The sequence below is a fragment of the Croceicoccus estronivorus genome (genome assembly GCF_001625325.1).
Taxonomy (GTDB): Bacteria; Pseudomonadota; Alphaproteobacteria; order Sphingomonadales; family Sphingomonadaceae; genus Caenibius; species Caenibius estronivorus.
On record NZ_JRQQ01000008.1, the window covers coordinates 176,789 to 201,432 of the forward strand.

Sequence of the window (24,644 nt, forward strand, 5' to 3'; positions counted from 1 at the left end):
CATCGCCACCCTGCAAGGGTTGCAGAGGCACAATCTAATGGATCGGGGCGGTCTATCCCAATATCAGGTGAGCCCTGCATACGGTGCATGCAGGGCTCTAATTGTATCTATTCACCAAAAGTGCGTTGCCACCACCCACGCCGAGGGGGTTCTGAGGGGGTATCCTCTACCGCTGGCGTCTCTTGCGTCTCGGCAGGAGGTTCAGTGGTTGCAGTGGCTTCCGCTTGCGCAACGTCTGCGGCTGCAGGCGCAATCGATATTGGCTGCGTTTCCGGAGTGGGCACTTCTGCAATATCGGCCGCTCCAGATTCTGCTGGAGCCTCACTCGCGACGGTTTCTGCCTTTTTGCGCCGAGTGCGCTTGGGCTTCACTGGGGCGGGCTCTTCCTCCGGTGACGCATCCGCGACAGCAGTTTCAGAAGGTGTATCGGCATCAGCCTTTTTGCGGCGAGTTCTCCGTTTTGGCTTAGGCTTGGCTTCGCCGTCCTCATCGGCAGGACCAGTTTCAGCCAACATCGCAGCACTTCCAGCCTCTGGAGGGGCCTCCGCAGACGCAGTGCCGGCCTCTGCTGCGGTTTCTTCGCTCGCAGGCTCGGGTTCCGCCTTCTTACGGCGTGTCCGTCTGGGTTTGGCTGGTGCTTTTTCGGCTTCGGGTTCCGCTTCGGTTTCTGCTGATATGGCTTCTACTGGAATCTCTTCTGGCTCAACCTGTTCGCTTGGTATTGCTTCCAGATTTGAGGCGTCTTCTCCTGCTTCGGAGGGCGTTTCGGCGCTGGTTTCGTTCAGACCATCTTCGCCTTCGATGCCATCAATCCGCTTTTTACGGCGGCGTCCTCCGCGCCGACGGCGCTTCTTGGGCTTTTCATCGCCATCGACAGCAACTTCGGCATCGTTGTCGCTATCAACTCCGCCTTCCACGGTTTCGTCCATGCTTTCAGCAGACGCTTCGTTTTCATCCGAATCTGTGGACTGCTCTGGACGTCTGCGGTTCCTGCCGCCACGCCGCCGCCGTTTCTTGCGGGGCTCTCGATTGTCCTCGTCATCGCGCGACTCGAATTCTTCCTCTTCCTCGAAGGATTCGTCTTCTTCCTCGTCTTCAATGGTGAGCAGTGGTTCGAATCTGGGTGTATTGACGGGGCGGGGGCCTGCGCTAGTTGCGCGCATTTTTGCACCCTCGTTTTCCCCTTCAGGAAGCACTTCGACTGTCACGCCATAGCGTTCCTCGATCTCCGCGAGGTCGCCGCGCTTCTGGTTGAGCAAGTAAATTGCTGCTTCCGTCGATGCGTACAGCGTGATGAGCGTGCCCTTGCCCTTTGCGGCCTCTTCCTCGATCAGGCGCAGGGCCGAAAGGCCTGCACTTGAGGCGGTGCGGACCAGGCCAGTGCCGTCGCAATGCGGGCATGAACGGGTGGTCGCCTCAAGCACACCAGTGCGCAGGCGCTGGCGGCTCATTTCCATCAGGCCAAAGCCGGAAATTCGTCCCACCTGTATCCGTGCCCGGTCGTGCTTGAGCGCATCTTTCATCGCCCGCTCGACCTTGCGGGTGTTGGAACTGTATTCCATGTCGATGAAGTCAATCACGACAAGCCCGGCCATGTCACGCAAACGCAATTGGCGAGCGATCTCCTTGGCGGCTTCGAGGTTTGTGCTCAACGCCGTAGCCTCGATACCGTGTTCCTTGGTGGAACGGCCCGAGTTGATGTCGATGGATACGAGCGCCTCGGTCGGATTGATGACCAGATAGCCGCCCGACTTGAGCTGCACCACTGGATCGTACATGGCCGTTAGCTGATCTTCGGCACCATACCGTTGGAACAGTGGCACGGGATCAGCATATTGCTTAACCCTGCGGGCATGGCTGGGCATGAGCAGTTTCATGAACTGCCGAGCAGCTTTGTAGCCGTCCTCACCTTCGACCACGACTTCTTCGATCTCGCGATTGTAAATGTCGCGGATTGCACGCTTCACGAGATCGCTGTCGGAATGGATCATCGCAGGAGCGGTGGAGGACAAAGTGTTCTCGCGGATCTCGTCCCATAGGCGGGCGAGGTAATCGAAATCGCGTTTGATCTCGGTTTTTGTCCGCTGAAGTCCGGCGGTACGGATGATACACCCCATAGTCTTGGGGAGCTTGAGTTCCGCAACGATCTGCTTCAGTCGCTTGCGATCGGCCGAACTGGAAATCTTGCGCGAAATGCCGCCGCCGTGGCTGCTGTTAGGCATCAGGACGGTGTAGCGCCCTGCAAGGCTGAGATATGTGGTAAGAGCAGCTCCCTTGTTGCCACGCTCTTCTTTGACGACTTGAACGAGCAACACCTGGCGCCGTTGGATTACATCCTGGATCTTGTACCGGCGGCGCAATGCCATGCGCTTGGCGCGAAGCTCTTCTGCTTCCTTTGAACGCGCTCGGCCCTGACGCCGGCCACGGCGACGGCCGTGGTCGTGATTGTCGCGATCTTCATCGCTTTCGTCGTCTTCAGCGTCGCCGCCCAGGTCGCTATCTTCAGCGTCGCTTTTGACATGCCCATCTTCGATTGTAGCCACATCGTCCTTGTCGGATGTGTCGATTTCCTCGACACCATCCTCGCCGGCAAGGTCATCGACCAATGCGCTGCTGCTGTCTTCGTCACTCTCACTAGATTCGAAATCGTCGTCGTCCGCGTTTTCTTCCTCAGCGGCGCGTAGACGTGCTTCTTCTTCTGCGGCAGCCTCTTCCTCTGCCAGAAGCGCTTCACGATCCTGACGGGGAATCTGGTAGTAATCGGGATGAATTTCGCTGAATGCGAGAAAACCGTGGCGATTGCCGCCAAAGTCGACAAAAGCCGCCTGCAGCGACGGTTCGACCCGAGTGACTTTCGCTAAATAGATATTGCCTTTGATCTGCTTCCTGTCAGCAGATTCAAAGTCGAACTCTTCAATACGGTTGCCCTTCAGCACCGCCACCCGGGTTTCTTCCGGGTGGCGCGCATCGATAAGCATGCGCGTTGTCATTATGAATTCTCCAGGCGCGCGGTCGGTCAGGAGCCCTTTGGTGGGCTATGTCGTGTGCGGCGCGCGCAATTGTAGGTAATCCACGAGCCGCCCGGCATTGGCGGGGCCGGCTGTTGGAAAGGGGGAACGTGCCGGCTCGCTGTTGCAGGCCGGGAAAGCGAAATGTGTCTGCCCTCAAGAGATCGCGCGGGCCCATGTCAATTTCGTGGGTGCTGCGCGCGGCCCGAGCCGCCGCGGAAACAGCGCCGAAGGCGGGCTGTTGCGGTCGGTGTTGGAGCGGGCTTCTCATTCGGGCGTCAACCTGTGTGGAACCGAACTTCTTGTAGGAGGTCCGGTTTCTGTGGCGGGGCAGACTGCTGCCATGGTTCCGAAAATGTTTCACTTAGCGCGACATCATATGTCCCAAGCGATCCCGGAAAGGCTGGCCTGCCCCGTAACATCATAGCTAGCACCGGTGCGGCAACTGGGCAACCATATTGCGGAATAAGGCGAAATCGCTCTTGTTCTTCCGACGTCGAGGCTCATAACGCTGTTTCGATGTCTCCTCGGGTGCAACTCTGGTTGGCCGTATTCGTTACGGTCGCTTCTATTGCGGGGCTAGGTGCATTTATCGTCGAAACGATCCTGACGCATCCTGGGCATGGTTACGCCGTTCGCCTCCAATTGCCCGCAGCGGGGCGCAAGATTGGCTTGCCCAAGATCGAGGGCCCGCAAGATGCCAGTCGCCCACTGGTGGTAATCGACGCGGGTCACGGTGGCCATGATCCGGGGGCGAGCGGCGCGGGCTATGAGGAAAAGGTGCTCACTCTGGGGCTTGCACAGGCATTGCGCGATCGCCTGTTGGCCGGAGGCGGGATTCGTGTGGCGATGACGCGTGACACCGACCAATTCCTTGCGTTGGCTGAACGGCGAAAGATCGCAAGAATATTGGGCGCTGGGCTGTTTATCTCGATTCACGCTGATTCTGCCGGTGAGAAAAGCGGTATTACCGGGGCGACAATTTATACGCTGTCGGCAAAAGCGTCAGATGAAACAGCAGCGCGTCTCGCCGCGCGTGAGAACCGTGCGGATCGGGTTAATGGAGTCGCCCTGGAAGGGCAAAGTGACGCTGTGAGCGCCATTCTGGTTGATTTGTCGCAACGTCGGGTACGTGAAGAATCTGCTGAATTGGCGCAACTCATCATTCGTGAAGGGGTTGGGCAGATGGATTTTCACACTACACCCCGTCGTTCGGCCGCTTTTGCCGTCCTTAAGTCGGCGGACGTTCCGTCTGTCCTTTTTGAAGCGGGCTACATCACGAATCCCGAAGACGCGCGCCGTCTTGCGTCTAATTCCGGACGAGAGAGATTTGCGGAAGTCGTAGATCGGGCGGTTCGTGCTTATTTCGCGCGCCAGACGGGAGTGTGACCTGTCATACGCTTCCTACTGGCATCGCGCGAAGAGGGCGTGCTAAGGGCGGCGCACGATGGCCGACGAGAGCAATTCCGATACTGTCCGATACCGGATCCGCCGCGACGCTACTGGCGTATTTCATTGGATCAGGGAAAGGTGGCGCAACAATCGGTTATTCCGCTGGGCAGCGATAGCTGTCGCTGCTTTTCTGGCTTTATGGCTGCTCGTCTGGGTGACATTGTCACGCAACCTGCCTGACGCAGAAATGCTATTGGACTATCAGCCGCCGTTGCCGACAATGGTGCGCGGCATCGACGGCGAAATTGTGGATTCTTACGCGCGTGAACGGCGTGTCCAATTGCAATTCGTCGATTTCCCACGGCCCTTGATCAATGCGTTTCTTTCTGCCGAGGACAAGACCTTCTGGACGCATGGAGGTATAGACTACACCGGTTTTGCCGGCGCCGTGGTCGATTATGTCAGCAAGCTTGGCTCGGGACAGCGGGCCAAGGGTGGATCGACCATTACGCAGCAGGTAGCGAAAAACATCCTCGTTGGTGACGAATATTCGATTACCCGCAAGCTCAAGGAAATGATCCTTGCACGCAGAATCGAAGGCGTGCTGACAAAGCAGCAGATACTCGAGCTTTACCTGAATGAAATTCCGCTCGGGCGCCAAAGCTTTGGGGTACAGGCAGCGGCAAGAGCCTATTTCGACAAGGATGTCGGTGATCTCGATTTGCACGAGGCAGCCTTTCTGGCAATCCTGCCCAAGGCCCCCGAGAGATATGGTCGGGCGAAATATGCAGATCTGGCTTTGCAGCGCCGGAATTTTGTCCTTGACCAGATGGTCGATAACAAATTCGTTTCACGACAAGAGGCTGACGCAGCCAAGGCAAAACCTTTGGACGTGCTTCCGCGCCGTGCCTCGGGTAAGACGGTGGATGCAGGATACTTCCTTGAAGAGGTGCGTCGTCAACTAATAGACCGATATGGTGAAAAGGCGGAGGATGGCCCGCATAGCGTCTATGCTGGCGGATTGTGGGTACGCACCTCTTTGGATCCGCAATTGCAAACCGCCGCGCGTAATGCGTTACGTACGGGATTGCTGCGTTTCCATGGCTCGCGCGGGTGGACTGGTCCGGTCGCGAAGATCAATCTGGATGCAGGCAACTGGCAGAGTCAGCTCATCAGTTCCTATCTCGGCATCAATTACAAAGACTGGCGCGTCGGCGTCGTTACTGCCCGCAGCGGGAAATCTGCGAGAATTGGCTTCACAGATGGGAACGAATTCCCTCTGACGAATCTGCCGGACGCCTTGCGCGCGGGTGACGTGGTTGTCGCTTCTCCTGATGGGAATGGATACAAGGTCCGGACAATTCCCGAAATTTCCGGAGGCTTTGTCGCTGAAGAACCTCATACGGGACGAATATTGGCAATGCAGGGAGGATTCGACTCCCGCCTTGGCGCGTTCAACCGTGCGACCCAGGCACTTCGCCAGCCCGGCTCCACTATCAAACCCTTTGTCTATGCCACTGGTCTCGATTTTGGGCTGACCCCGGCATCCATGGTGATGGATGGGCCCTTTTGTGTCTATCAGGGCGCAAAGCTGGGGGAGAAGTGCTTTCGGAATTTCGGGGGTGGCGGAAGTGGCGAACACACGATGCGATGGGGGCTGGAACAGTCACGTAACCTGATGACTGTTCACATCGCCAATGATGCGGGGATGGAGAATGTCACGCGTACTTTCCAGAAAGTGGGGATAGGCGAATACAAGCCGTACCTGTCTTTCGCGTTGGGTGCCGGTGAAACTACCGTGCAGAGAATGGTCAACGCCTATGCGGCGCTCGCCAATCAGGGGCGCCAGTTCAATTCCACGCTCATTGATTATGTGCAGGATCGTAACGGCAAGGTGATCTGGCGCGCGGACAACCGTAAATGCAATAGTTGCAACATGGCAGAGTGGGATGGAAAGCCCATGCCGCGCCTTGCTGAGCGGGGCAAGCAGGTGCTCGATCCCCGGACGGCATATCAGGTGATCCATATGCTGGAAGGCGTGGTGCAGCGGGGTACTGCGGTTGTTCTACGCGATCTTGACCTGCCTCTTTTCGGCAAGACGGGAACGACTTCAGGGCCGACGGATGTGTGGTTCGTCGGCGGATCACCTGATATCGTCGCGGGGGTTTACATGGGTTATGACAAGCCGCGTAGCCTTGGGGGATATGCGCAGGGCGGGCGTCATGCTGCCCCCATATTCAAGCAGTTCGTGCAAGCCACTCGCAAGCGTTGGAGCGACGAGCCATTCCCGGCGCCGACCGGTGTCCGCATGGTTCGGATCGACAGGCGGACGGGTAAACGTGTTTTTGATGGCTGGCCAACAGACGATCCCAAAGCCGCAATCATCTGGGAAGCTTTCAAACCGGATACCGAGCCAAGCCGCAGTACCCGGCAAGACGAAATCGATGCCATGCGTCAGGAGATCATGGATCTTTTGCGACGAGGGCGCGAAGCTGAAGAGCAGCGCAAGGCAGGCGGAAATGCGGGGCAACCAGGCAATTTCGCGGAAGAGCAGGGAGGAGTGTACTGACAGCGGTGCTGGACAGGAGGGGGAGTAAGGCCCATCATGCAAGAATGAGATCTCTGCTTGCATTTGCATTCGCCGTCATGGCTTTTGGTACCTCTGCGTCGGCAGCTTTGCCGGTTGGAGCCAAGGCGCCTGAATTTTCCACCAAAGGCGCATTGGCGGGTAAGGACTTTGCTTTCGATCTTGAACGCGCCCTGGATGAGGGGCCGGTGGTATTATACTTCTACCCAAAGGCGTTTACTCAGGGGTGCACGTTGGAAGCCCATGCCTTCGCTGAGGCTATGCCTGATTTCAAAGCCGCAGGTGCACAGGTAGTTGGGCTTTCAGCTGACGATCTGCCGACCTTGCGTAAATTCTCAACGGAGGAATGTAGAGATGCATTTCCTGTTGCGACTGCAAGTCCAGCTGTAATCAAGGCCTATGATGTCGCACTCGTCAGAAAAGACGGGGATACGGGCCTGACAGACCGGACTTCATACGTTGTCGGACGGAACGGACGGATTGTTATGGTCCATTCCGAAATGGATTGGCGCAAGCATGTTCAACTGACGCTTGCCACTGTGAAAAAGCTCGCCGGCAAATAGGCGCTTGCATCGCCGTGCGGTGGCGGGCAGGGGCACAAGCCGTTCCCCCACTTTCGCAAATCTTGTCCGTCAGCTAAATGGGCGGGCCCCGAAATTACGGAGTTAAAGTCACATGCGTGCCGAAGGGCAGGCCCATATTGATCGCATCGAAGCTGCGCTGGCGCTGGTGCGCCGGTCGTTGGACTGGGATCGTGCCTTGCGCCGGCTCGATGAGCTGAATGCGCGAGTTGAAGACCCCACTCTATGGGATGACCCCAAGCGGGCGGAAGCGATCATGCGGGAACGCCGCCGTCTCGAATCTGCGATCGGTACCGTCAATGAAATCAGCCAAGAAATGGCCGATGCGATCGAATTCGTTGAAATGGGTGAAGTCGAAGGCGATGATGCCGTAGCCGACGAGGGCGTGGCCACATTGGGCGAACTTGCCAGGCGTGCCGATGCCGACAAAGTTCAGGCCCTGCTTTCTGGTGAGGCCGATGCGAATGATACCTACCTGGAAATTCATGCAGGTGCGGGAGGCACGGAAAGCCAGGACTGGGCCGAAATGCTTCAGCGCATGTATACTCGCTGGGCGGAACGCCGCGGTTATAAGGTCGAACTGGTGGACTATCACGCTGGCGAACAGGCCGGAATCAAGTCGGCTACGCTCTTGGTGAAAGGCGAAAATGCATATGGCTACGCCAAGACCGAAAGCGGTGTTCATCGGCTTGTGCGCATCAGCCCCTATGACAGTTCTGCCCGGCGACACACCAGTTTCAGTTCGGTCTGGGTCTATCCTGTCATCGACGATGACATCGATATAGAAATAAACCCGGCCGACCTTAGGATTGATACCTATCGCGCTTCAGGCGCGGGGGGGCAGCACGTTAATACCACCGATTCTGCTGTCCGTATCACTCACGTTCCAAGCGGGATTATCGTTGCGAGTCAGATTGACCGTTCGCAGCACAAGAACCGCGATATCGCCATGAACATGCTCAAGGCGCGCCTTTTCGAAGCGGAAATGCGGAAACGTGAAGAGGCCGCAAGTGCGGAGCATGCATCTAAGACCGATATTGGCTGGGGCCATCAGATCCGCTCTTACGTTTTGCAGCCATATCAGATGGTCAAAGACTTGCGGACGGGGGTAACCTCAACCAGCCCAAGTGATGTACTTGACGGCGATCTTGATGAATTCATGGCTGCCGCGCTCTCGCAACGCGTGACTGGCGAACAGGTCGAGGTTGAGGACGTAGAGTGAAACAGGCGCGCGCCTTTTGCGTCTTGGCCCTGTTCTCGCTGGCAGCCTGCCAGCCGGGGCGAGCCGATGCCGACAGGCCGGAAACGGCGCGCGATTTTCCGCGGGCCGATCGCCCGATCTCTCAAGTTGCGGGTAATAGCATCAGTTCCGAACAGGCGCGCGATGATCGGAGCGAGGCGCGGACTGTGATGGATCTTGCGCAAATCCGGCACGGAATGAGCGTGGCGGATATCGGGGCAGGTGAAGGATATTATACCGTACGTCTTGCTGAAAGGGTTGGGCGGCGAGGACGCGTGCTCGGGCAAGACATCGACCCCAGTGCTCTCAAGAAGCTGGGCGCGCGTGTCGAACGGGAACGCTTGGACAATGTGTCCATCAAGCTGGGTGCGCCTGACGATCCGCATCTGCCTGAAGACAGTTTCGACCGCGTATTTCTTGTCCACATGTACCACGAAGTTGCAGAACCATATGCATTCTTGTGGCGTTTGCGGCCGGCCTTGCGTGAGGGCGGGCAGGTGATTGTTGTAGATGTTGATCGACCAACCGATCAACACGGGATCAACCCACACTTGCTATTCTGCGAGTTCACAAGTGTGGGCTTTCGTCTGGTTGAATTTGTCCGTAAGCCGGAACTGGCGGGTTATTACGCTCAGTTTGAAGCGGCGGGTACGCGTCCTGCTCCACAAGAAATCAGGCCGTGCCGCCAGTCAAGTGAAACGCATAAAGATACAGCCGTCTGAAACGGCTTGTTTTGTTAGGAAAGAGAATGTCATTCAAGGGGTTGCAGCCAATTCTCTATCGCGGTCGCGAGGTTTGGCCATTGGTCGAAGGCGGCAAGGGTGTGTCGGCAACCAACCATGCTAGCTCGGGGGCCTGGGCTGCGGCAGGTGGTATCGGCACTGTCAGTGCGGTCAACGCCGACAGCTATGATGCTGAGGGCAAGATCATCCCGCAGCTTTACGAGCAGATGACTCGGCGTGAACGCCACGAACAATTGATCCGCTATGCGATTGATGGCGGGATCGAGCAGGTAAAGCGTGCGCACGACATTGCTGGTGGCAAAGGTGCGATCAATATCAATGTCCTTTGGGAAATGGGTGGGGCGCAGGCCGTACTCGAAGGGATTCTGGATAAGACCCGCGGACTGGTTACAGGTGTGACATGTGGCGCGGGCATGCCTTACAAGCTGGCCGAGATCGCAGCTCGCTATGACGTAGCATATTTGCCCATTATCAGTTCCGCCCGGGCATTTCGTGCCCTGTGGAAGCGTGCCTACAGCAAGGTCGCGGAACTGATGGCGGCGGTTGTTTATGAGGACCCTTGGCTCGCAGGGGGGCACAACGGTTTGTCCAACGCTGAAGATCCGACCAAGCCGGAGGATCCTTACCCGCGCGTAAAGGCCTTGCGTGATACGATGCGGGCAGAAGGTATTCCGGACGACGTTCCCATCGTTATGGCAGGCGGAGTGTGGTTCCTGCGCGAATGGAACGATTGGATCGACAATCCAGAGCTTGGCTCGATCGTTTTCCAGTTCGGCACGCGTCCCTTGCTGACTAAAGAAAGTCCGATTCCGCAAGGCTGGAAGGATCGACTGCGCACGCTCGAACCCGGCGATGTCTTGTTGCATCGTTTTTCGCCGACAGGTTTTTATAGCTCGGCGGTTCGAAATCCATTCTTGCGTGATCTTGAAGCACGTAGCGAGCGCCAGATCCCTTATTCCCGCGTTGAGGCAGGTGAGCATACTGTGCAGCTCGATGTTGGGGTTAAGGGCAAGAATTTCTGGGTTGCGCCTGCGGATCTTGCCCGGGCGCGCAATTGGGTGGGGCAGGGCTTCACTGAAGCACTGCGTACACCGGATGATACAGTAGTTTTTGTTACTCCGGACGAGCGGACTGTTATCAGGGAAGATCAGGCTGCCTGTATGGGCTGCCTCTCTCACTGCGGTTTTTCATCATGGAAAGATCATGATGATTATACAACTGGACGACTTGCTGATCCGCGCAGCTTTTGCATCCAGAAGACGCTTCAGGACATCGCTCATGGCGATGATGTGGAGCGCAATCTCATGTTTGCGGGGCATGCTGCTTATCGCTTTAAGCAGGACCCGTTTTATTCCAATAATTTCACACCCACGATCAAAGAACTGGTCGATCGTATCCTGACCGGGGACTGATCGACAGAGATGTGAGCAAAAGGCAGGGGCGGCCGTAAGAGGCGGCCTCTTCCTTTGTGATTCACCGCGCCCAAATGCTTTGGCGTTCAGATACTTGCGATCCTCATTCGCTAGAGTCACTCGAATCTTCTGCGGTGTATTCCGCAGAGGACAAAAAGAAGGCTTGCTGGGCCGGAGATAGCTCTACCGGCCCAGCCAAATACCTTCAGTCCATTTCCCAGGCCCGTTCGCCATGGCTTGCGATGTCTAGGCCGTCACGTTCTTCATCTTCGCCCACGCGCATGGGAATGAACAACGATACGCCCAAGGCGATGATGGCGGTAATGACAGCCGACCAAAGTGCCACAACCAAAATGGCAAGCGCCTGACCACCGAACTGACTCGCCATACCCATGCCGTCAGCATAGCCTGTGCCGCCCAAACTACCTGACAGGAAGAAGCCTAGCAGAAGAGAGCCAAGCATGCCGCCGACGCCGTGAACGGCAAATACATCCAGTGAATCGTCAATGTGGAGTTTTTGCTTCACGAGTTGGATGGCGCCGTAGCAGACTGTGGCAGATGCAACCCCGAACAGGATCGCAGCCCCTGGCGAAATGAAGCCGGCTGCGGGTGTCACGGCCGCAAGGCCTGCGATGGCACCTGTTGCGAAGCCAACGCTGGTCGGTTTGCCGACAGTGAATCGTTCCACAAGCACCCAGAACAACGCTGCGGCACTGGCTGCCGTGTGAGTATTGAGGATGGCCGCGGACGCATCGTCCGTTGCCGTCAGGGCTGAACCACCATTGAAGCCGAACCATCCTACCCAGAGGAGCATGGCCCCAATCATCGTCAAGCCTGGTGCATGAGGTAGCATCAGTGTGCGGGGGAAACCTTTGCGCCGCCCCAACAGAAGAGCAATGATCAATGCAGAGACGCCGGCTGTCGTGTGCACTACGATTCCGCCCGCAAAATCGAGTACTCCGAAGGCATTTGCCAGCCAGCCACCACCCCAGATCCAGTGCGCGACCGGGGCATAGACCAGTGCGCTCCACAATGCGCAGAAACCGATTACCCAACCGAAGCGCGCCCGGTCGACCCAGGCACCGACCATCAAAGCCGGAGTTATCGCTGCAAAGGTAAGCTGAAAGAGAGCGAATGTACTCTCCGGGATAGTCAGGCCTTCACGCACATTGCCAAGATTGTTGAGCATCCACGCGCTGCCACCACCAATCCAGCCGCCGCCGATGGGGCCAAATGCCAGAGTGTAACCTATCAGGATCCAGACCAGCGATGCCACGGCGGCTACTGCCCCGCATTGCATGGATACTGACAGAAAGTTTTTTGCCCTGACGAGCCCACCATAGAACAGGGCTAGTCCTGGGAGAGTCATCAGCAAAACCAGAGCCGAAGAAACCAGAATCCAGGCCGTATCCCCGCTGTCACTGACTGCGGCGTACGGATCCTGTGCGAATGTTGCTGTTGAATAAAGTGCGGCTGTCGCCACAATGGGCAGTGCAAATCTGCGAAACATCTCGGTCCCCTCCCGGCGTCCGCGGGGGGACGCGTGTCACGGAGGGCCCTAGGACAGAATAAGGTAAATCGGCAAGCGTCCGCAAACTCGCGAATACTGTTTTATACTAATCCTTCGAGCACCTGATCGGGCGGGCGATGGCCGTCTGCCCAAAAACGGATATTCGCAATGACCTTTTCGCCCGAAGCTTCACGGCCTTCAATAGTCGCGCTGGCCATATGAGGTAACGCGAGAACATTGGGGAGGGCGACAAACCGGGAATCGATCGCTGGTTCGTGCGTGTAGACATCAAGCCCTGCGCCGCCGATGCGGCGCTCTTCGAGAGCTGCAATCAATGCTTCTTCATCGATGAGATTGCCGCGCGCCGTATTGACCAGAAATGCGGTCTCTTTCATCAATCCGATGCGGCGTGCATCGATGAGATGGTGGGTTTCAGCCGTTGCCGGACAATGGAGTGTCAGGATGTCGGCTTCCGAGATCAGGTGATCGAGGCTGGCTTCGTAACGGGCACCAAGCATGTTTTCCACCGCATCGGGTAAACGGTGGCGGTTATGATAAACAATTTCCAATCCGAAGGCGCGCGCGCGGTGCGCGACCGCCTGACCGATGCGACCCATTCCAACTATGCCCAACCGTTTTCCGCCAATGCGGTGGCCGAGCATGAATGATGGTCCCCAGCCTGGCCATTCGCCTTCGCGCAGTGTTGCGATTCCTTCCGCAAATCGCCTGGGCCCCACCAGAATTAAGGCCATCGCGGTATCGGCGGTATCCTCGGTGAAAACACCAGGCGTATTGGTTACGATGATCCGGCGGCCCCACGCGGCACTTACGTCGATATGGTCAGTGCCGGCTCCGAAACTGGCGATGAGCCCTAACCGGTCGCCAGCGGCTTCTATCATCGCTCCGTCAATTCTGTCCGTCACGGTCGGAACCAGTACGTCGCATTCCTGCATCGCGCTGATCAATTCGTCCCTGCTCATGACGTGATCATCTTCATTGAGCACAGCATCGAACAATTCCGTCATGCGCGCCTCGACCACCGGCAACAGCCGACGTGTGACGATGACCCGAGGTTTACCGGTAACGCGGCGGCCTGACTGGTTCATGACTTTCTCGCTCATTGCCGTTTCGCTAGGCCGGTGAAGGCATACCGGTCAAGCGCGCGGTGTTGCCCAATTTGTGGGAAGTTTACGTTTCCTCGCTTGATGAAAAGCTGGAGGGAGGGCTATGCCCTTCGCATGCTCGGGCTGCGACTGAAATCGGCTATCCTTATCCTTGTCTCCAGTGTCGTGAGCATTTCGGGACCTGCCTCCGCACAAAATCGTGAGACGCCTTATTGGGCGTCGATTCGCGTGAGCAAAATCAATATGCGCGTGGGGCCCAGCGAAGCCTATCGCATCGAATGGGTTTATGAACGGCCATCGCTGCCGCTAAAGGTGCTGCGAATTAAGGAAGGCTGGCGTTTGGTGCAGGACGCCGACGGTGACAAAGGGTGGGTGGTCGCACGTTTTCTGACACGGGATCGCACAGCCATCGTCATCGGAGAAGGTGACGCGCCGATGCGTGCGGAACCAAGCCGATTGTCACCCCTGCTTTGGAATGTGGAGCCTGGCGTAGTCGGCAAGCTCGGTGACTGTGAAACTGGCTGGTGCCGTCTCGACGTGACAGGGCGCGTGGGCTGGATGCCGCAAGATCGCCTTTGGGGGCCGGGAGAGCCCTGACTTTGGCCTCTCCCAGCAACTTGGAACACTTGATCCACCTCCAGGTGCCCAAGGGCAAACAAGAGATGTGAACTATAGCAGTTCCAATGCGACCGCAGTGCCTTCCCCTCCACCGATGCACAAGCTGGCTACGCCACGCTTCAGTCCCCGGTTGTTAAGAGCGGCGATCAATGTCGTGATGATCCGTGTTCCGCTGGCTCCGATCGGGTGGCCAAGAGCTGTCGCACCGCCGTTTACGTTGAGCTTTTCATGGGGAATATCCAAATCCCGCATGGCGAACATCGCAACACAGGCGAAGGCTTCGTTCACTTCGAACAAATCGACATCATCCACACTCCAGCCGGCCTGATCGAGGACTTTGCGAATCGCGCCCACCGGAGCGGTGGTGAAGGCTGATGGTTCCTGGGAATGAGCACCAAGCCCAACGATTTTTGCAACGGGCGTCAGTCCCTTGGCCTTGGCGGTGCTCTCTCTGGCCAGCATTACTGCGGCTGCGCCATCGGAGATTGAACTGGAACTGGCTGCCGTAATCGTCCCCTCTCTCGCAAAGGCTGGTTTGAGGGTGGGTATCTTGTCGGGCCGACCTTTGCCGGGCTGCTCGTCGGTATCAACTACGATTTCGCCTTTGCGGCCTTTCACGGTCACCGGCGCGATCTCGTCCGCGAATGCACCGCTGGCAATGGCCTCATTGGCTCTCCGCAAGGACTCGATTGAATAGGCATCCTGCTCTTCACGGGTCAGCTGATATTTGTCCGCCATTGACTGAGCCAGTGCGCCCATCGCCGTACCAGCTTCGTAAGCATCTTCGAGACCATCGAGAAACATGTGGTCATAGGCAGTGTCATGACCTGCCCGTGCGCCCGCCCTGTGCTTTTTCAGCAGATATGGGGCATTGGTCATGCTTTCCATTCCGCCCGCAACAACGATGTCGGCGGAGCCGGCGGCAAGTGCTTCAGACCCCATGATGACCGTCTGCATCCCCGAGCCGCAGACCTTATTAACGGTGGTGGCCTGGACAGAGTTGGGTAACCCCGCCTTAAGGGCTGCCTGGCGAGCGGGTGCTTGGCCAAGGCCGGCGGGCAGGACACAACCCATATAGACCCGGTCAATCTCTTCACCGGGCATACCCGCACGATCCGCTGCAGCTCTGATTGCCGTAGCTCCGAGCTCAGTCGTAGCGGCATCGGCAAGAGCGCCGAGCATTCCACCCATTGGCGTACGGGCATAAGAGAGAATGACGATCGGATCTTGCTTCGAAAATTGGGTCATGACTCACCTTGGAGGACAGTGGGTTTACATGGTGGATGATCTAATGCTGCATCGCCGCAAAAGCAAACCGACCGGAGTCATGCGGACTTGACGCCCGTCAGTCGGGAAAAGGGATGATCTCCCCCTTGCACCTGCGTAAAGGGGGGACTAGGGCGCACCGATATCACGGTTACTGCGAGTCAGACCCCCAGTAAGGACATGGCAAGAAGGACTGCGAGTGCTCGATCTCACACAATATTTGCCGATCCTGATATTTCTCGGCGTTGCGCTTCTCCTGTCTGCGCTCTTCGTGTTCCTTCCGATAGGAGTCTCGTATCTTACCGGGAGCCATAATCCGACTGCGGAAAAGCTCAGCGAATATGAATGCGGGTTTCCTGCTTTCGAGGATCCACGCAGCCAGTTTGACGTCCGATTTTATCTGGTTGCGATCCTTTTCATCATTTTCGACCTTGAAGCGGCCTTCCTGTTTCCGTGGGCAGTTAGTCTTGATCTGACTGGGTGGCCGGGGTGGATCACCATGATGGTGTTCCTGGGTGAACTGGTAATTGGCTTTGCTTATGCTTGGAAGAAGGGAGCGCTCGAATGGGAGTGATCGAACCTGCGGCAGCAGCAGGGCATGCGCCGCCTGACCAGGCTTTTTTCGATAGCCTTAATGCTGAGGTTAACGACAAGGGCTTCCTTGTCACAACGACTGAGGAACTCTTCCACTGGGCTCGTACCGGGTCGTTGTGGTGGATGACTTTTGGCCTCGCCTGCTGCGCGGTGGAAATGATTCATGCGAATATGCCGCGATACGATCTTGAGCGGTTCGGCTTTGCCCCTCGGGCATCCCCGCGGCAGAGTGACGTAATGATTGTCGCTGGTACGCTGTGCAACAAGATGGCCCCTGCTTTGCGCAAGGTTTATGACCAGATGTCCGATCCGAAATATGTTATTTCGATGGGCAGTTGCGCCAATGGCGGTGGATATTACCACTACAGCTATTCTGTCGTGCGCGGGTGCGATCGTATCGTTCCTGTCGACATTTATGTACCGGGTTGTCCTCCAACTGCGGAGGCTTTGATGTACGGTGTCATGCAGTTGCAGCGAAAGATCCGTCGCGAAGGGACGGTTGAGCGTTAAGATGGCCGGGGTTCTGCATTCCGCGCCGAAAGTGGCGGTCCTTCATGGGTTGGCCGATGTGCTGACCGGGGCTTGTGGCGATAATCTCCTCGCTCTGAAGGAAGAGCATGGGGAGATGGTGCTCACGGTAAAGCGGGGTGGTCTGGAAGACGTCCTGCGGCTTTTGCGCGATGAGCATGAATATCAGCAACTGATGGAGATCGCCGGGGTCGATTATCCAGACCGCAGCGAACGTTTCGAAGTCGTATATATGCTGTTGTCCGTCACTAAGAACCATCGCCTGTTGGTTAAGGTCGGTGCCGCAGAAGATACTCCGGTGCCTACTGTTACAACTTTGTGGCCCAATGCTGCGTGGCTCGAACGTGAAGTGTTCGATCTGTACGGTGTGGTGTTCGACGGCAATACGGATTTACGCCGAATCCTGACGGATTATGGTTTCGAGGGGCATCCTTTCCGCAAGGATTTCCCGCTCACCGGTTATGTCGAGTTACGCTATTCCGAAGAGGAAAAACGCGTGGTCTATGAACCGGTCGAACTTCCGCAGGACTTGCGCCAATTTGACTTTATGAGCCCATGGGAAGGGGCTGAATACGTTTTGCCGGGTGATGAAAAAGCATCCGAAAAACCGGCGCCGCCAGCGGTGGAAAAGCCCAAGACAACGGACAAGGCTGCCGATACTGGCGCTGGTGCGAAAACGGACAAGGCCGCTTCTGAAAACACGCCGGCTGACCCACCTGCAATGGATGACAAGAAAGGGGATGCCGAATGAACGGCCTGAGCCTTGAACAATCGCCTACGACTGGCGATGATGTCATCACCAACTACACGATCAATTTCGGGCCTCAGCACCCTGCTGCGCACGGTGTGCTGCGTATGGTCATGGAACTGGATGGCGAAACGATCGAGCGGATCGATCCGCATGTGGGCTTGCTCCATCGCGGAACTGAAAAGCTGATCGAGCACAAGACCTATCTTCAGGCGCTGCCTTACTTCGACCGTCTCGACTATTGTTCACCGTTGGGCATGGAACACAGCTATGTTCTGGCGATTGAGAAGCTGCTCAATCTGGAGGTTCCGCTTCGCGCACAGTATCTTCGTGTGTTGTTCGCGGAACTGACGCGCATTTGCAATCACATGCTCAATATCGGTTCGCACGTGATGGATGTGGGCGCGATGACGCCGAATTTGTGGCTCTTCGAAATTCGCGAAGACTGCCTCAATTTCTTTGAGCGTGCATCTGGTGCGCGGATGCACAGCGCGTGGTTCCGCCCCGGTGGCGTGCACCAGGATGTGCCGCTCAAGCTATTGACGGATATGGCTGATTGGCTCGACACACGCCTGCCGCGTCTGTTTGAAGATGCGATGAGCCTGGTGGTTGACAACAGGATCTTCAAACAGCGGAACGTGGATATAGCCGTTGTCAGTAGAGAAGATGCGTTGGCCTGGGGTTTTTCCGGCCCCATGATTCGTGCCGCGGGGATTCCATGGGATATCCGCAAAGCGCAGCCATACGATGTTTATGGCCGAATGGATTTCGAAATTCCTGTCGGTACCAATTCCGATTGCTATGACCGGATGATGGTGCGGGTCGAGGAGGTGCGTCAATCCGCCAGGATCATGAAGCAATGCCTTAACGAGATGCCGGATGGCCCAATCGCGTCGCTTGATCGAAAAGTCTCTCCCCCTAAGCGGGGTGAGATGAAGAGCTCGATGGAATCGCTGATCCATCACTTCAAGCTTTATACCGAAGGGTTCCATGTCCCGGCAGGCGAGGTTTACGTCGCCACGGAAAGCCCCAAAGGTGAGTTTGGTGTCTATCTCGTCAGTGACGGCTCCAACAAGCCGTACCGATGCAAAATTCGGCCGACTGCATTCAGTCACCTGCAGGCGATGGATATGATGAGCAAAGGCCACATGCTGCCTGACGCGACTGCAATCCTGGGTGCTATCGACGTTGTATTTGGGGAGTGTGACCGGTGATTGTGCGCGAAATTTTCATATTCGTGCTGGTCTTTGCTGCGTTTGCTTCCGCCGTGGCAGCTTACTCATTGGCCTTTCACGGTGCTTCGACTGTGAAAGAGGTACTTTCGACAGCCTTTACTGGAACGATTGGCTTCTACGTTGGCCGGTATTTTGAGCGGAGACTCATCCGTGGTTGATTGCCTTTCCATGGCAGAGCAGATGATTGCGCACTACAACGCGCAAGATGCCGATGCGTACGTTGCCTTGATGACCGAGGATGCCTGCGAAGCAGGCTATCGTGGCGCGGTGGTTCGTGAAGGCAAGGAGGGGACGCGCGAAGGTCTGAAGAAGATGTTCGCTGAGTTTCCGGATAACCGGGCCGAAATCGTCGATCGGAAGGCTCTTGGCAATTATGTCGTGTTGCATGAACGCGTCTGGCGCTCGCGAGAGGCTGAACCGTTTGATGTAATCGCGATCTATACATTCGAGGGTGACAAGTGCGCCCGCGTGGAGTTCGTTCGCTGATGGCTGACCGTTATCTTGAACCTGATACGCCAGAACTGCGCGCACGTTGGGGCGCGTTTGCCTTTTCTTCCACGTGGGAGGAAAAGGCAAAAGCTGCGATTGGCCGTTACCCGGAGGGTCGGCAGAAGAGTGCGGTGATGGCGTTACTCGATTATGCCCAGCGTCAGGTCGGGGAAGAAACGGGTACTCAGGGATGGCTACCGATTCCAGTTATGGAATATGTTGCGGAATACTTGGATATGCCGATTATCCGCGTGGTCGAAGTTGCAACATTCTATATGATGTACAATCTCGTACCCGTGGGGCGTTTTCATGTTCAGGTCTGCGGCACGACCCCGTGCATGCTGCGGGGCAGCGATGACATCATGTCTGCGTGCATGGCTCGCGGTATGCGCGTAGGACACACTACCGACGACGGACTGTGGACGTTGACCGAAGTGGAATGCATGGGCAACTGCGCGTCCGCTCCAATGGTTCAGATCAATGATGACAATTACGAGGATCTAACGGCTCAGCGGCTCGATGTTGTACTCGATGCATTGGCCGGCGGCGGACAACCGAAGGCTGGCACGCAGGAACCCGGCCGTCACACCGTCGAGCCGCTCGGCGGGGCAACGACTCTGAAGGATATGGTGACTGAAAATCACGACTATCGGGGGGAGTGGTAAGCCATGCTCGCCGACAAGGATCGTATCTTTACAAACGTTTACGGCTATCAGCCGTGGAACCTGACAGCCGCGCAAGCGCGTGGGGACTGGGACAATACCAAGGATATTCTCGCCAAGGGGCGGGATGCCATCATCGATGAAATCAAGGCCTCCGGGCTACGCGGGCGTGGCGGGGCTGGCTTCCCTACAGGCATGAAGTGGTCCTTCATGCCCAAGGAAAGCAAGGATGGCCGTCCGAGTTTCCTTGTCATCAACGCTGATGAATCCGAGCCTGGTTCCTGCAAGGATCGGGAAATTATCCGTCACGATCCGCATAAGTTGATCGAAGGTGCGCTGGTGGCGGGTTTCGCCATGGGCGCACGAGCTGCCTATATCTACATTCGTGGTGAATATATCCGCGAGGCTGAAACGCTTTTTGCCGCTGTGCAGGAAGCTTATGATGCTGGGCTTATCGGCAAAAATGCCAGTGGCTCAGGCTATGACTTCGACGTTTTCGTTCATCGGGGAGCCGGCGCTTATATTTGCGGGGAAGAGACCGCAATGATCGAAAGTCTGGAAGGCAAGAAAGGTCAGCCGCGCCTCAAGCCTCCGTTCCCTGCCGGCGCGGGCCTTTATGGCTGCCCGACCACGGTCAACAACGTTGAATCAATTGCGGTGGCCCCCACAATTATGCGGCGTGGATCCGCGTGGTTCAGTTCGTTCGGTCGAGATAACAACAAAGGGACAAAGCTTTTCCAGATCTCTGGCCACGTCGAGAAGCCTTGCGTGGTGGAGGAGGCGATGTCGATCCCCTTCCGCGAGCTAATCGAGAAGCACTGCGGTGGTATCCGCGGCGGTTGGGGCAATCTGCTTGCAGTCATCCCAGGGGGATCTTCTGTTCCACTCGTTCCGGCAGACCAGATCATGGACGCGCCGATGGATTTCGACGGGTTAAAGGAAGTCGGCTCCGGCTTGGGAACTGCGGCTGTGATCGTGATGGACAAGTCCACCGACATTGTTCGAGCAATTTCTCGCCTTTCGGCATTTTATAAGCATGAGAGTTGCGGCCAGTGCACGCCATGCCGCGAGGGCACTGGATGGATGTGGCGGATGATGGAGCGTTTGCGTACTGGCGACGCGGCTGTCGAGGAAATCGACATGCTTCAGCAGGTCACCAAGCAGGTGGAAGGTCATACGATTTGTGCGCTGGGTGATGCAGCTGCATGGCCTATTCAGGGTTTGATCCGCCATTTCCGCCCGGAATTGGAGCGTCGGATCGCCGAAAACCTGCGGGAGGCGGCGGAATGAACGCTTCTTCTTCAATCAGGATCGCAGGGCTGAATATGGCTTGTAAGATGAAACGTGCTCAGCACGGCGGAGTGTGTCATGCCTAAAGTCACTGTCGACGGCGCTGAAATTGAGGTTCCTGCCGGCGCCACTGTGCTCCAGGCTTGCGAAGCTGCCGGGAAGGAAATCCCGCGTTTCTGCTACCATGAGCGGCTCAGCATTGCCGGTAACTGCCGTATGTGCTTGGTCGAAGTGAAGCCGGGGCCGCCCAAGCCGCAGGCGTCCTGTGCTCTTCCCGCCACCGATGGGCAGGAAATTCGCACGGACAGCGAAATGGTCAAGAAAGCGCGGGAAGGCGTGATGGAGTTTCTCCTCATCAATCACCCGCTCGACTGCCCGATTTGCGATCAGGGCGGAGAATGTGACCTTCAGGATCAGTCGGTTGCATATGGTCGCGGTGCTTCGCGCTATGACGAGAACAAGCGTGCGGTTACCGAAAAGTACATGGGACCGCTCATCAAGACAGTGATGACCCGCTGCATCCATTGTACCCGCTGCGTGCGTTTCTCTGAAGAGATAGCGGGGGTGGATGAAATCGGCGCGCTTTATCGCGGCGAAAACATGCAGATCACGACTTATCTCGAAAGAGCGGCTCAGCATGAATTGTCGGCCAACGTCATCGACTTGTGTCCGGTCGGTGCGCTCACCAGCCGCCCATATGCTTTCGAGGCGCGCCCTTGGGAGTTGAAAAAGACGCTTTCGATCGATGTTTCCGATGCAGTTGGTTCGAATGTTCGTGTCGACAGTCGGGGCCGTGAAGTGTTGCGCATTCTGCCTCGCGTCAATGATGACGTGAATGAGGAGTGGTTGAGTGACAAGGCGCGTTATCAGGTCGATGGTCTGACGCGGCGGCGGCTCGATAAAGTCTGGATCCGGAACAAGGCTGGCAAGTTGGAATCCGCCAACTGGTCTGAGGCATTTTCAATTATCGCCAAAGCCAAACCGGGCAGTAGCATTGCTGCGATTGCTGGCGATCTTGTCGATTGCGAAACCATGTTCGCGGCAAAGCAACTGGTTAACGCACTCGGTTCCGATTTGCTTGAAGGCCGTCAGACGGGGCTGGACTATGACGTTTCGAACCTGGCTGCGGTAAATTTCAATTCTACGTTTGCAGGAATTGAGACTGCCGATGTCATTTTAATCGTCGGAAGCCAAGTTCGCTGGGAAGCTCCACTGGTCAACGTTCGCTTGCGTAAAGCGGTCAAGAATGGCGCAAAGGTTTTCGTTATCGGTCCGGAATGGGAAACGACTTACCCGGCGACATTCCTCGGTAACGACCTTGGTATACTGAATGACCTGCCCGCAGATTTGGTTTCTTCATTCGAGAAGGCTGAACGCCCCGCAATCGTTCTCGGAGGCGCGGGCTTGGCAAAAGGTGCCCTTGCGCCGTTGATCGGTCTGGCCAACAAGTTCCGACTTGCACGCGATGGCTGGAATGGCTTCAACGTGCTGCACATGGCCGCATCACGGATGGGTGGCCTGATGCTTGGGTACAAGCAGTCGGCAGGTATCAAGGATATCATTGCGGCCCACCCCAAGGTTCTGTTGGCGCTTGGTGCGGATGAAGTTGATTTCAGCGCCTTCGAAGGTTCGCTGAAGGTCTATATCGGCCATCATGGAGATAACGGGGCACATGCCGCGGATATTATCCTCCCAGCTGCAGCCTACACGGAAAAGGATGGTACTTACGTCAATACCGAGGGGCGCGTGCAGTATGCCGAGAAGGCAATTTTCGCGCCGGGTGATGCACGTGAAGACTGGACGATCATACGTGCCTTGGCCGATACGCTTGGCGTGTCGATCGGTTTCGATAGCTTCGCGGAACTGCAGGCCACGATGATTGCAGAGGTTCCGGCGCTCGGAGAGGAAGGGCTGGTCGATTACGGAGCGCTTCCGTCAGGTGGGGGGAATGCTTCAGGTGTGATCGAAGCCTATCCGATCAAGGATTTCTACATGACTAACCCGATCGCGCGTGCGAGCGAGACGATGCAGCGTTGCTCCGCGGAGTTGCTGCAAGCGGGGCAATTCGCGGAGGCAGCAGAATGACTGCCTTTTTCCAGTCCATTGGCATGTCATATGAGTGGGCGTGGTTCGTTGCGACGATCTGCGGCATATTGCTGATTGCTCTGCCACTTATGCTCGGCGTCGCGATGATCATCTATGCTGACCGCAAGATTTGGGCTGCCATGGCTTTGCGGCGCGGCCCCAACGTGGTGGGGCCATGGGGGCTGCTCCAATCCTTTGCTGATGGTTTAAAGGTATTCCTCCAGGAAACCATTATCCCGAGCGCGTCGAACAAGGGTCTGTTTATCATTGCGCCAATCGTGACATTCACTGTTGCGTTGCTGGCATGGGCAGTGATTCCGTTTAATTCCGGCGCAATTCTGGCCGATATCAACGTCGGTTTGCTCTATGTCCTAGCCGTCAGTTCCCTTGGCGTTTATGGCGTAGTTATTGCGGGCTGGGCATCGAATTCGAAGTACCCCTTCTTTTCGGCAATGCGTGCTTCAGCGCAGATGATTTCCTATGAAGTCTCGATCGGTTTCATTCTGATATGCGTGGTTTTGTGGGCAGGTACCTTCAATCTGGATGACATCGTTCAGAATCAGAGAGGTCATGTCTTCGGATTACTCAATGGTTACGTGTTTAATCCATTGCTGTTTCCGATGTGGGTACTGTTTCTGATTTCGGGCATGGCGGAAACTGCGCGTGCGCCATTTGACCTTACCGAAGCGGAAAGCGAACTCGTCGCCGGTTATCAGACCGAATACAGTTCTATGGCGTTCGCACTCTACTGGTTGGGGGAATATGCCAACGTCCTGCTGATGTGCGCATTGAATGCGGTTTTGTTTTGGGGTGGATATCTTCCTCCGATTGACTGGGCCCCGCTTTATTACATTCCAGGCATTGTCTGGCTTCTTGCCAAGATATTGTTCTTCTTTTTCGTCTTCAGCTGGGTCAAGGCTACAGTTCCTCGGTTCCGTTATGATCAATTGATGCGACTTGGCTGGAAAATATTCCTGCCAATGAGCCTGCTATTTGTGGTGCTCGTTTCCGGTTATCTTATGCTTACGAGGTACGCGGTATGAGCGTTGCCCAACTCGTCAAGAGTTTCACACTGTGGGAATTCCTGAAGGCGCACGCCCTGACTCTGAAGTATTTCTTCAAAGCCAAGGCAACGATCAATTACCCATTCGAGAAGAACCCGCTTTCTCCCCGCTTCCGCGGAGAGCATGCATTGCGGCGTTATCCGAATGGTGAGGAACGCTGCATCGCTTGCAAATTGTGCGAGGCGGTGTGCCCTGCGCAGGCGATTACTATCGAAGCCGAGCCTCGCGATGATGGGTCCCGGCGAACCACGCGTTACGACATCGATATGACGAAATGCATCTATTGCGGCTTCTGCCAGGAAGCTTGCCCGGTGGATGCCATCGTCGAAGGGCCCAACTTCGAATATGCGACTGAAACGCGTGAAGAATTGCTCTACGACAAAGCTAAACTTCTTGCGAACGGGGACAAGTGGGAGCGAGCTATTGCCGCGAACCTTGAAGCCGATGCGCCCTATCGCTAGGGGGCTC

General features: G+C 56.5%; 21 protein-coding genes. 17 read left to right on the forward strand and 4 right to left on the reverse strand.

Annotated features, from left to right (window positions below; genetic code table 11):
- Positions 1-107: 107 nt before the first annotated feature.
- Entirely contained in the window at positions 108-2,990 is a 2,883-nt protein-coding gene (locus MB02_RS13485) for a ribonuclease E/G (protein ID WP_067538558.1), read from the reverse strand.
- 537 nt (positions 2,991-3,527) lie between these two features.
- On the opposite strand from MB02_RS13485, the gene MB02_RS13490 reads away from it, so the two are divergent.
- The 6 genes from MB02_RS13490 (at position 3,528) to MB02_RS13515 (ending at position 10,963) form a co-directional block, all read left to right on the forward strand.
- On the forward strand, positions 3,528-4,397 hold the full coding sequence (locus tag MB02_RS13490) for an N-acetylmuramoyl-L-alanine amidase family protein (protein ID WP_067538561.1): 870 nt from the start codon (positions 3,528-3,530) through the stop codon (positions 4,395-4,397).
- 58 nt (positions 4,398-4,455) lie between these two features.
- Positions 4,456-6,969: a penicillin-binding protein 1A gene (locus MB02_RS13495; RefSeq protein ID WP_067538563.1), complete on the forward strand. Its 2,514-nt coding sequence runs from the start codon at positions 4,456-4,458 to the stop codon at positions 6,967-6,969.
- Positions 6,970-7,046: 77 nt separating this feature from the next.
- On the forward strand, positions 7,047-7,550 hold the full coding sequence (locus tag MB02_RS13500) for a peroxiredoxin (protein WP_235829522.1): 504 nt from the start codon (positions 7,047-7,049) through the stop codon (positions 7,548-7,550).
- 112 nt (positions 7,551-7,662) lie between these two features.
- Positions 7,663-8,790 (forward strand): peptide chain release factor 2, encoded by a 1,128-nt coding sequence (gene prfB / locus MB02_RS13505; RefSeq protein WP_067538569.1) that lies wholly within the window; start codon positions 7,663-7,665, stop codon positions 8,788-8,790.
- On the forward strand, positions 8,787-9,530 hold the full coding sequence (locus tag MB02_RS13510; RefSeq protein WP_067538570.1) for a class I SAM-dependent methyltransferase: 744 nt from the start codon (positions 8,787-8,789) through the stop codon (positions 9,528-9,530). The genes prfB and MB02_RS13510 overlap by 4 nt, the downstream gene beginning before the upstream one ends.
- 26 nt (positions 9,531-9,556) lie before the next feature.
- Positions 9,557-10,963, forward strand: coding sequence for an NAD(P)H-dependent flavin oxidoreductase (locus MB02_RS13515; protein WP_067538573.1), 1,407 nt, complete (start codon positions 9,557-9,559; stop codon positions 10,961-10,963).
- Positions 10,964-11,168: 205 nt separating this feature from the next.
- On the opposite strand, the gene MB02_RS13520 is transcribed toward MB02_RS13515, so the two are convergent.
- Together MB02_RS13520 and MB02_RS13525 are read right to left on the reverse strand one after the other, a co-directional pair.
- Positions 11,169-12,473: an ammonium transporter gene (locus MB02_RS13520; RefSeq protein WP_067538576.1), complete on the reverse strand. Its 1,305-nt coding sequence runs from the start codon at positions 12,471-12,473 to the stop codon at positions 11,169-11,171.
- A 101-nt stretch (positions 12,474-12,574) separates the two neighbouring features.
- On the reverse strand, positions 12,575-13,594 hold the full coding sequence (locus MB02_RS13525; RefSeq protein WP_156495521.1) for a 2-hydroxyacid dehydrogenase: 1,020 nt from the start codon (positions 13,592-13,594) through the stop codon (positions 12,575-12,577).
- 231 nt (positions 13,595-13,825) lie between these two features.
- Between MB02_RS13525 and MB02_RS13530 the strand changes: the two genes are divergently transcribed.
- On the forward strand, positions 13,826-14,194 hold the full coding sequence (locus MB02_RS13530; RefSeq protein WP_235829523.1) for an SH3 domain-containing protein: 369 nt from the start codon (positions 13,826-13,828) through the stop codon (positions 14,192-14,194).
- Between the two features lie 72 nt (positions 14,195-14,266).
- On the opposite strand, the gene MB02_RS13535 is transcribed toward MB02_RS13530, so the two are convergent.
- The gene (locus MB02_RS13535; protein WP_067538579.1) at positions 14,267-15,463 is read right to left on the reverse strand and encodes an acetyl-CoA C-acyltransferase; all 1,197 of its coding nucleotides are present in this window, start codon (positions 15,461-15,463) and stop codon (positions 14,267-14,269) included.
- 217 nt (positions 15,464-15,680) lie between these two features.
- Between MB02_RS13535 and MB02_RS13540 the strand changes: the two genes are divergently transcribed.
- The 10 genes from MB02_RS13540 to nuoI all read left to right on the forward strand — a co-directional run bounded on the left by MB02_RS13540 (position 15,681) and on the right by nuoI (position 24,637).
- Positions 15,681-16,055 carry an NADH-quinone oxidoreductase subunit A gene (locus tag MB02_RS13540; protein WP_067538582.1) on the forward strand — a complete coding sequence of 125 codons (375 nt, stop codon included), beginning with the start codon at positions 15,681-15,683 and terminating at the stop codon, positions 16,053-16,055.
- Positions 16,046-16,585 (forward strand): NuoB/complex I 20 kDa subunit family protein, encoded by a 540-nt coding sequence (locus MB02_RS13545; RefSeq protein ID WP_067538585.1) that lies wholly within the window; start codon positions 16,046-16,048, stop codon positions 16,583-16,585. The genes MB02_RS13540 and MB02_RS13545 overlap by 10 nt, the downstream gene beginning before the upstream one ends.
- 1 nt (position 16,586) lies before the next feature.
- Positions 16,587-17,354, forward strand: coding sequence for an NADH-quinone oxidoreductase subunit C (locus MB02_RS13550; RefSeq protein ID WP_067538588.1), 768 nt, complete (start codon positions 16,587-16,589; stop codon positions 17,352-17,354).
- A complete protein-coding gene (locus MB02_RS13555; RefSeq protein WP_067538591.1) occupies positions 17,351-18,565 on the forward strand; it encodes an NADH-quinone oxidoreductase subunit D in 1,215 nt (404 codons plus the stop codon). The genes MB02_RS13550 and MB02_RS13555 overlap by 4 nt, the downstream gene beginning before the upstream one ends.
- A gap of 189 nt (positions 18,566-18,754) precedes the next feature.
- The gene (locus MB02_RS13565; RefSeq protein WP_067538597.1) at positions 18,755-19,072 is read left to right on the forward strand and encodes a nuclear transport factor 2 family protein; all 318 of its coding nucleotides are present in this window, start codon (positions 18,755-18,757) and stop codon (positions 19,070-19,072) included.
- Entirely contained in the window at positions 19,072-19,740 is a 669-nt protein-coding gene (locus MB02_RS13570; RefSeq protein WP_067538601.1) for a complex I 24 kDa subunit family protein, read from the forward strand. Before MB02_RS13565 ends, MB02_RS13570 begins: the two co-directional genes overlap by 1 nt.
- Before the next feature lie 3 nt (positions 19,741-19,743).
- Positions 19,744-21,027 (forward strand): NADH-quinone oxidoreductase subunit NuoF, encoded by a 1,284-nt coding sequence (gene nuoF / locus MB02_RS13575; RefSeq protein ID WP_067538604.1) that lies wholly within the window; start codon positions 19,744-19,746, stop codon positions 21,025-21,027.
- Positions 21,028-21,105: 78 nt separating this feature from the next.
- A complete protein-coding gene (gene nuoG, locus MB02_RS13580) occupies positions 21,106-23,112 on the forward strand; it encodes an NADH-quinone oxidoreductase subunit NuoG (RefSeq protein ID WP_067538607.1) in 2,007 nt (668 codons plus the stop codon).
- Positions 23,109-24,155: an NADH-quinone oxidoreductase subunit NuoH gene (gene nuoH / locus MB02_RS13585; protein ID WP_067538610.1), complete on the forward strand. Its 1,047-nt coding sequence runs from the start codon at positions 23,109-23,111 to the stop codon at positions 24,153-24,155. Before nuoG ends, nuoH begins: the two co-directional genes overlap by 4 nt.
- The gene (gene nuoI / locus MB02_RS13590; RefSeq protein WP_067538613.1) at positions 24,152-24,637 is read left to right on the forward strand and encodes an NADH-quinone oxidoreductase subunit NuoI; all 486 of its coding nucleotides are present in this window, start codon (positions 24,152-24,154) and stop codon (positions 24,635-24,637) included. The genes nuoH and nuoI overlap by 4 nt, the downstream gene beginning before the upstream one ends.
- Positions 24,638-24,644 lie beyond the last annotated feature (7 nt).

Bases quoted from the DNA above. Each gene is read 5' to 3' on its own strand.
- MB02_RS13485 (WP_067538558.1), bottom strand. From the start codon at position 2,990: ATGACAACGCGCATGCTTATCGATGCGCGCCACCCGGAAGAAACCCGG.
- MB02_RS13490 (WP_067538561.1), top strand. From the start codon at position 3,528: ATGTCTCCTCGGGTGCAACTCTGGTTGGCCGTATTCGTTACGGTCGCT.
- MB02_RS13495 (WP_067538563.1), top strand. From the start codon at position 4,456: ATGGCCGACGAGAGCAATTCCGATACTGTCCGATACCGGATCCGCCGC.
- MB02_RS13500 (WP_235829522.1), top strand. From the start codon at position 7,047: ATGGCTTTTGGTACCTCTGCGTCGGCAGCTTTGCCGGTTGGAGCCAAG.
- prfB (WP_067538569.1), top strand. From the start codon at position 7,663: ATGCGTGCCGAAGGGCAGGCCCATATTGATCGCATCGAAGCTGCGCTG.
- MB02_RS13515 (WP_067538573.1), top strand. From the start codon at position 9,557: ATGTCATTCAAGGGGTTGCAGCCAATTCTCTATCGCGGTCGCGAGGTT.
- MB02_RS13520 (WP_067538576.1), bottom strand. From the start codon at position 12,473: ATGTTTCGCAGATTTGCACTGCCCATTGTGGCGACAGCCGCACTTTAT.
- MB02_RS13525 (WP_156495521.1), bottom strand. From the start codon at position 13,594: ATGAGCGAGAAAGTCATGAACCAGTCAGGCCGCCGCGTTACCGGTAAA.
- MB02_RS13535 (WP_067538579.1), bottom strand. From the start codon at position 15,463: ATGACCCAATTTTCGAAGCAAGATCCGATCGTCATTCTCTCTTATGCC.
- MB02_RS13545 (WP_067538585.1), top strand. From the start codon at position 16,046: ATGGGAGTGATCGAACCTGCGGCAGCAGCAGGGCATGCGCCGCCTGAC.
- MB02_RS13550 (WP_067538588.1), top strand. From the start codon at position 16,587: ATGGCCGGGGTTCTGCATTCCGCGCCGAAAGTGGCGGTCCTTCATGGG.
- MB02_RS13555 (WP_067538591.1), top strand. From the start codon at position 17,351: ATGAACGGCCTGAGCCTTGAACAATCGCCTACGACTGGCGATGATGTC.
- MB02_RS13565 (WP_067538597.1), top strand. From the start codon at position 18,755: ATGGCAGAGCAGATGATTGCGCACTACAACGCGCAAGATGCCGATGCG.
- MB02_RS13570 (WP_067538601.1), top strand. From the start codon at position 19,072: ATGGCTGACCGTTATCTTGAACCTGATACGCCAGAACTGCGCGCACGT.
- nuoF (WP_067538604.1), top strand. From the start codon at position 19,744: ATGCTCGCCGACAAGGATCGTATCTTTACAAACGTTTACGGCTATCAG.
- nuoG (WP_067538607.1), top strand. From the start codon at position 21,106: ATGCCTAAAGTCACTGTCGACGGCGCTGAAATTGAGGTTCCTGCCGGC.
- nuoH (WP_067538610.1), top strand. From the start codon at position 23,109: ATGACTGCCTTTTTCCAGTCCATTGGCATGTCATATGAGTGGGCGTGG.
- nuoI (WP_067538613.1), top strand. From the start codon at position 24,152: ATGAGCGTTGCCCAACTCGTCAAGAGTTTCACACTGTGGGAATTCCTG.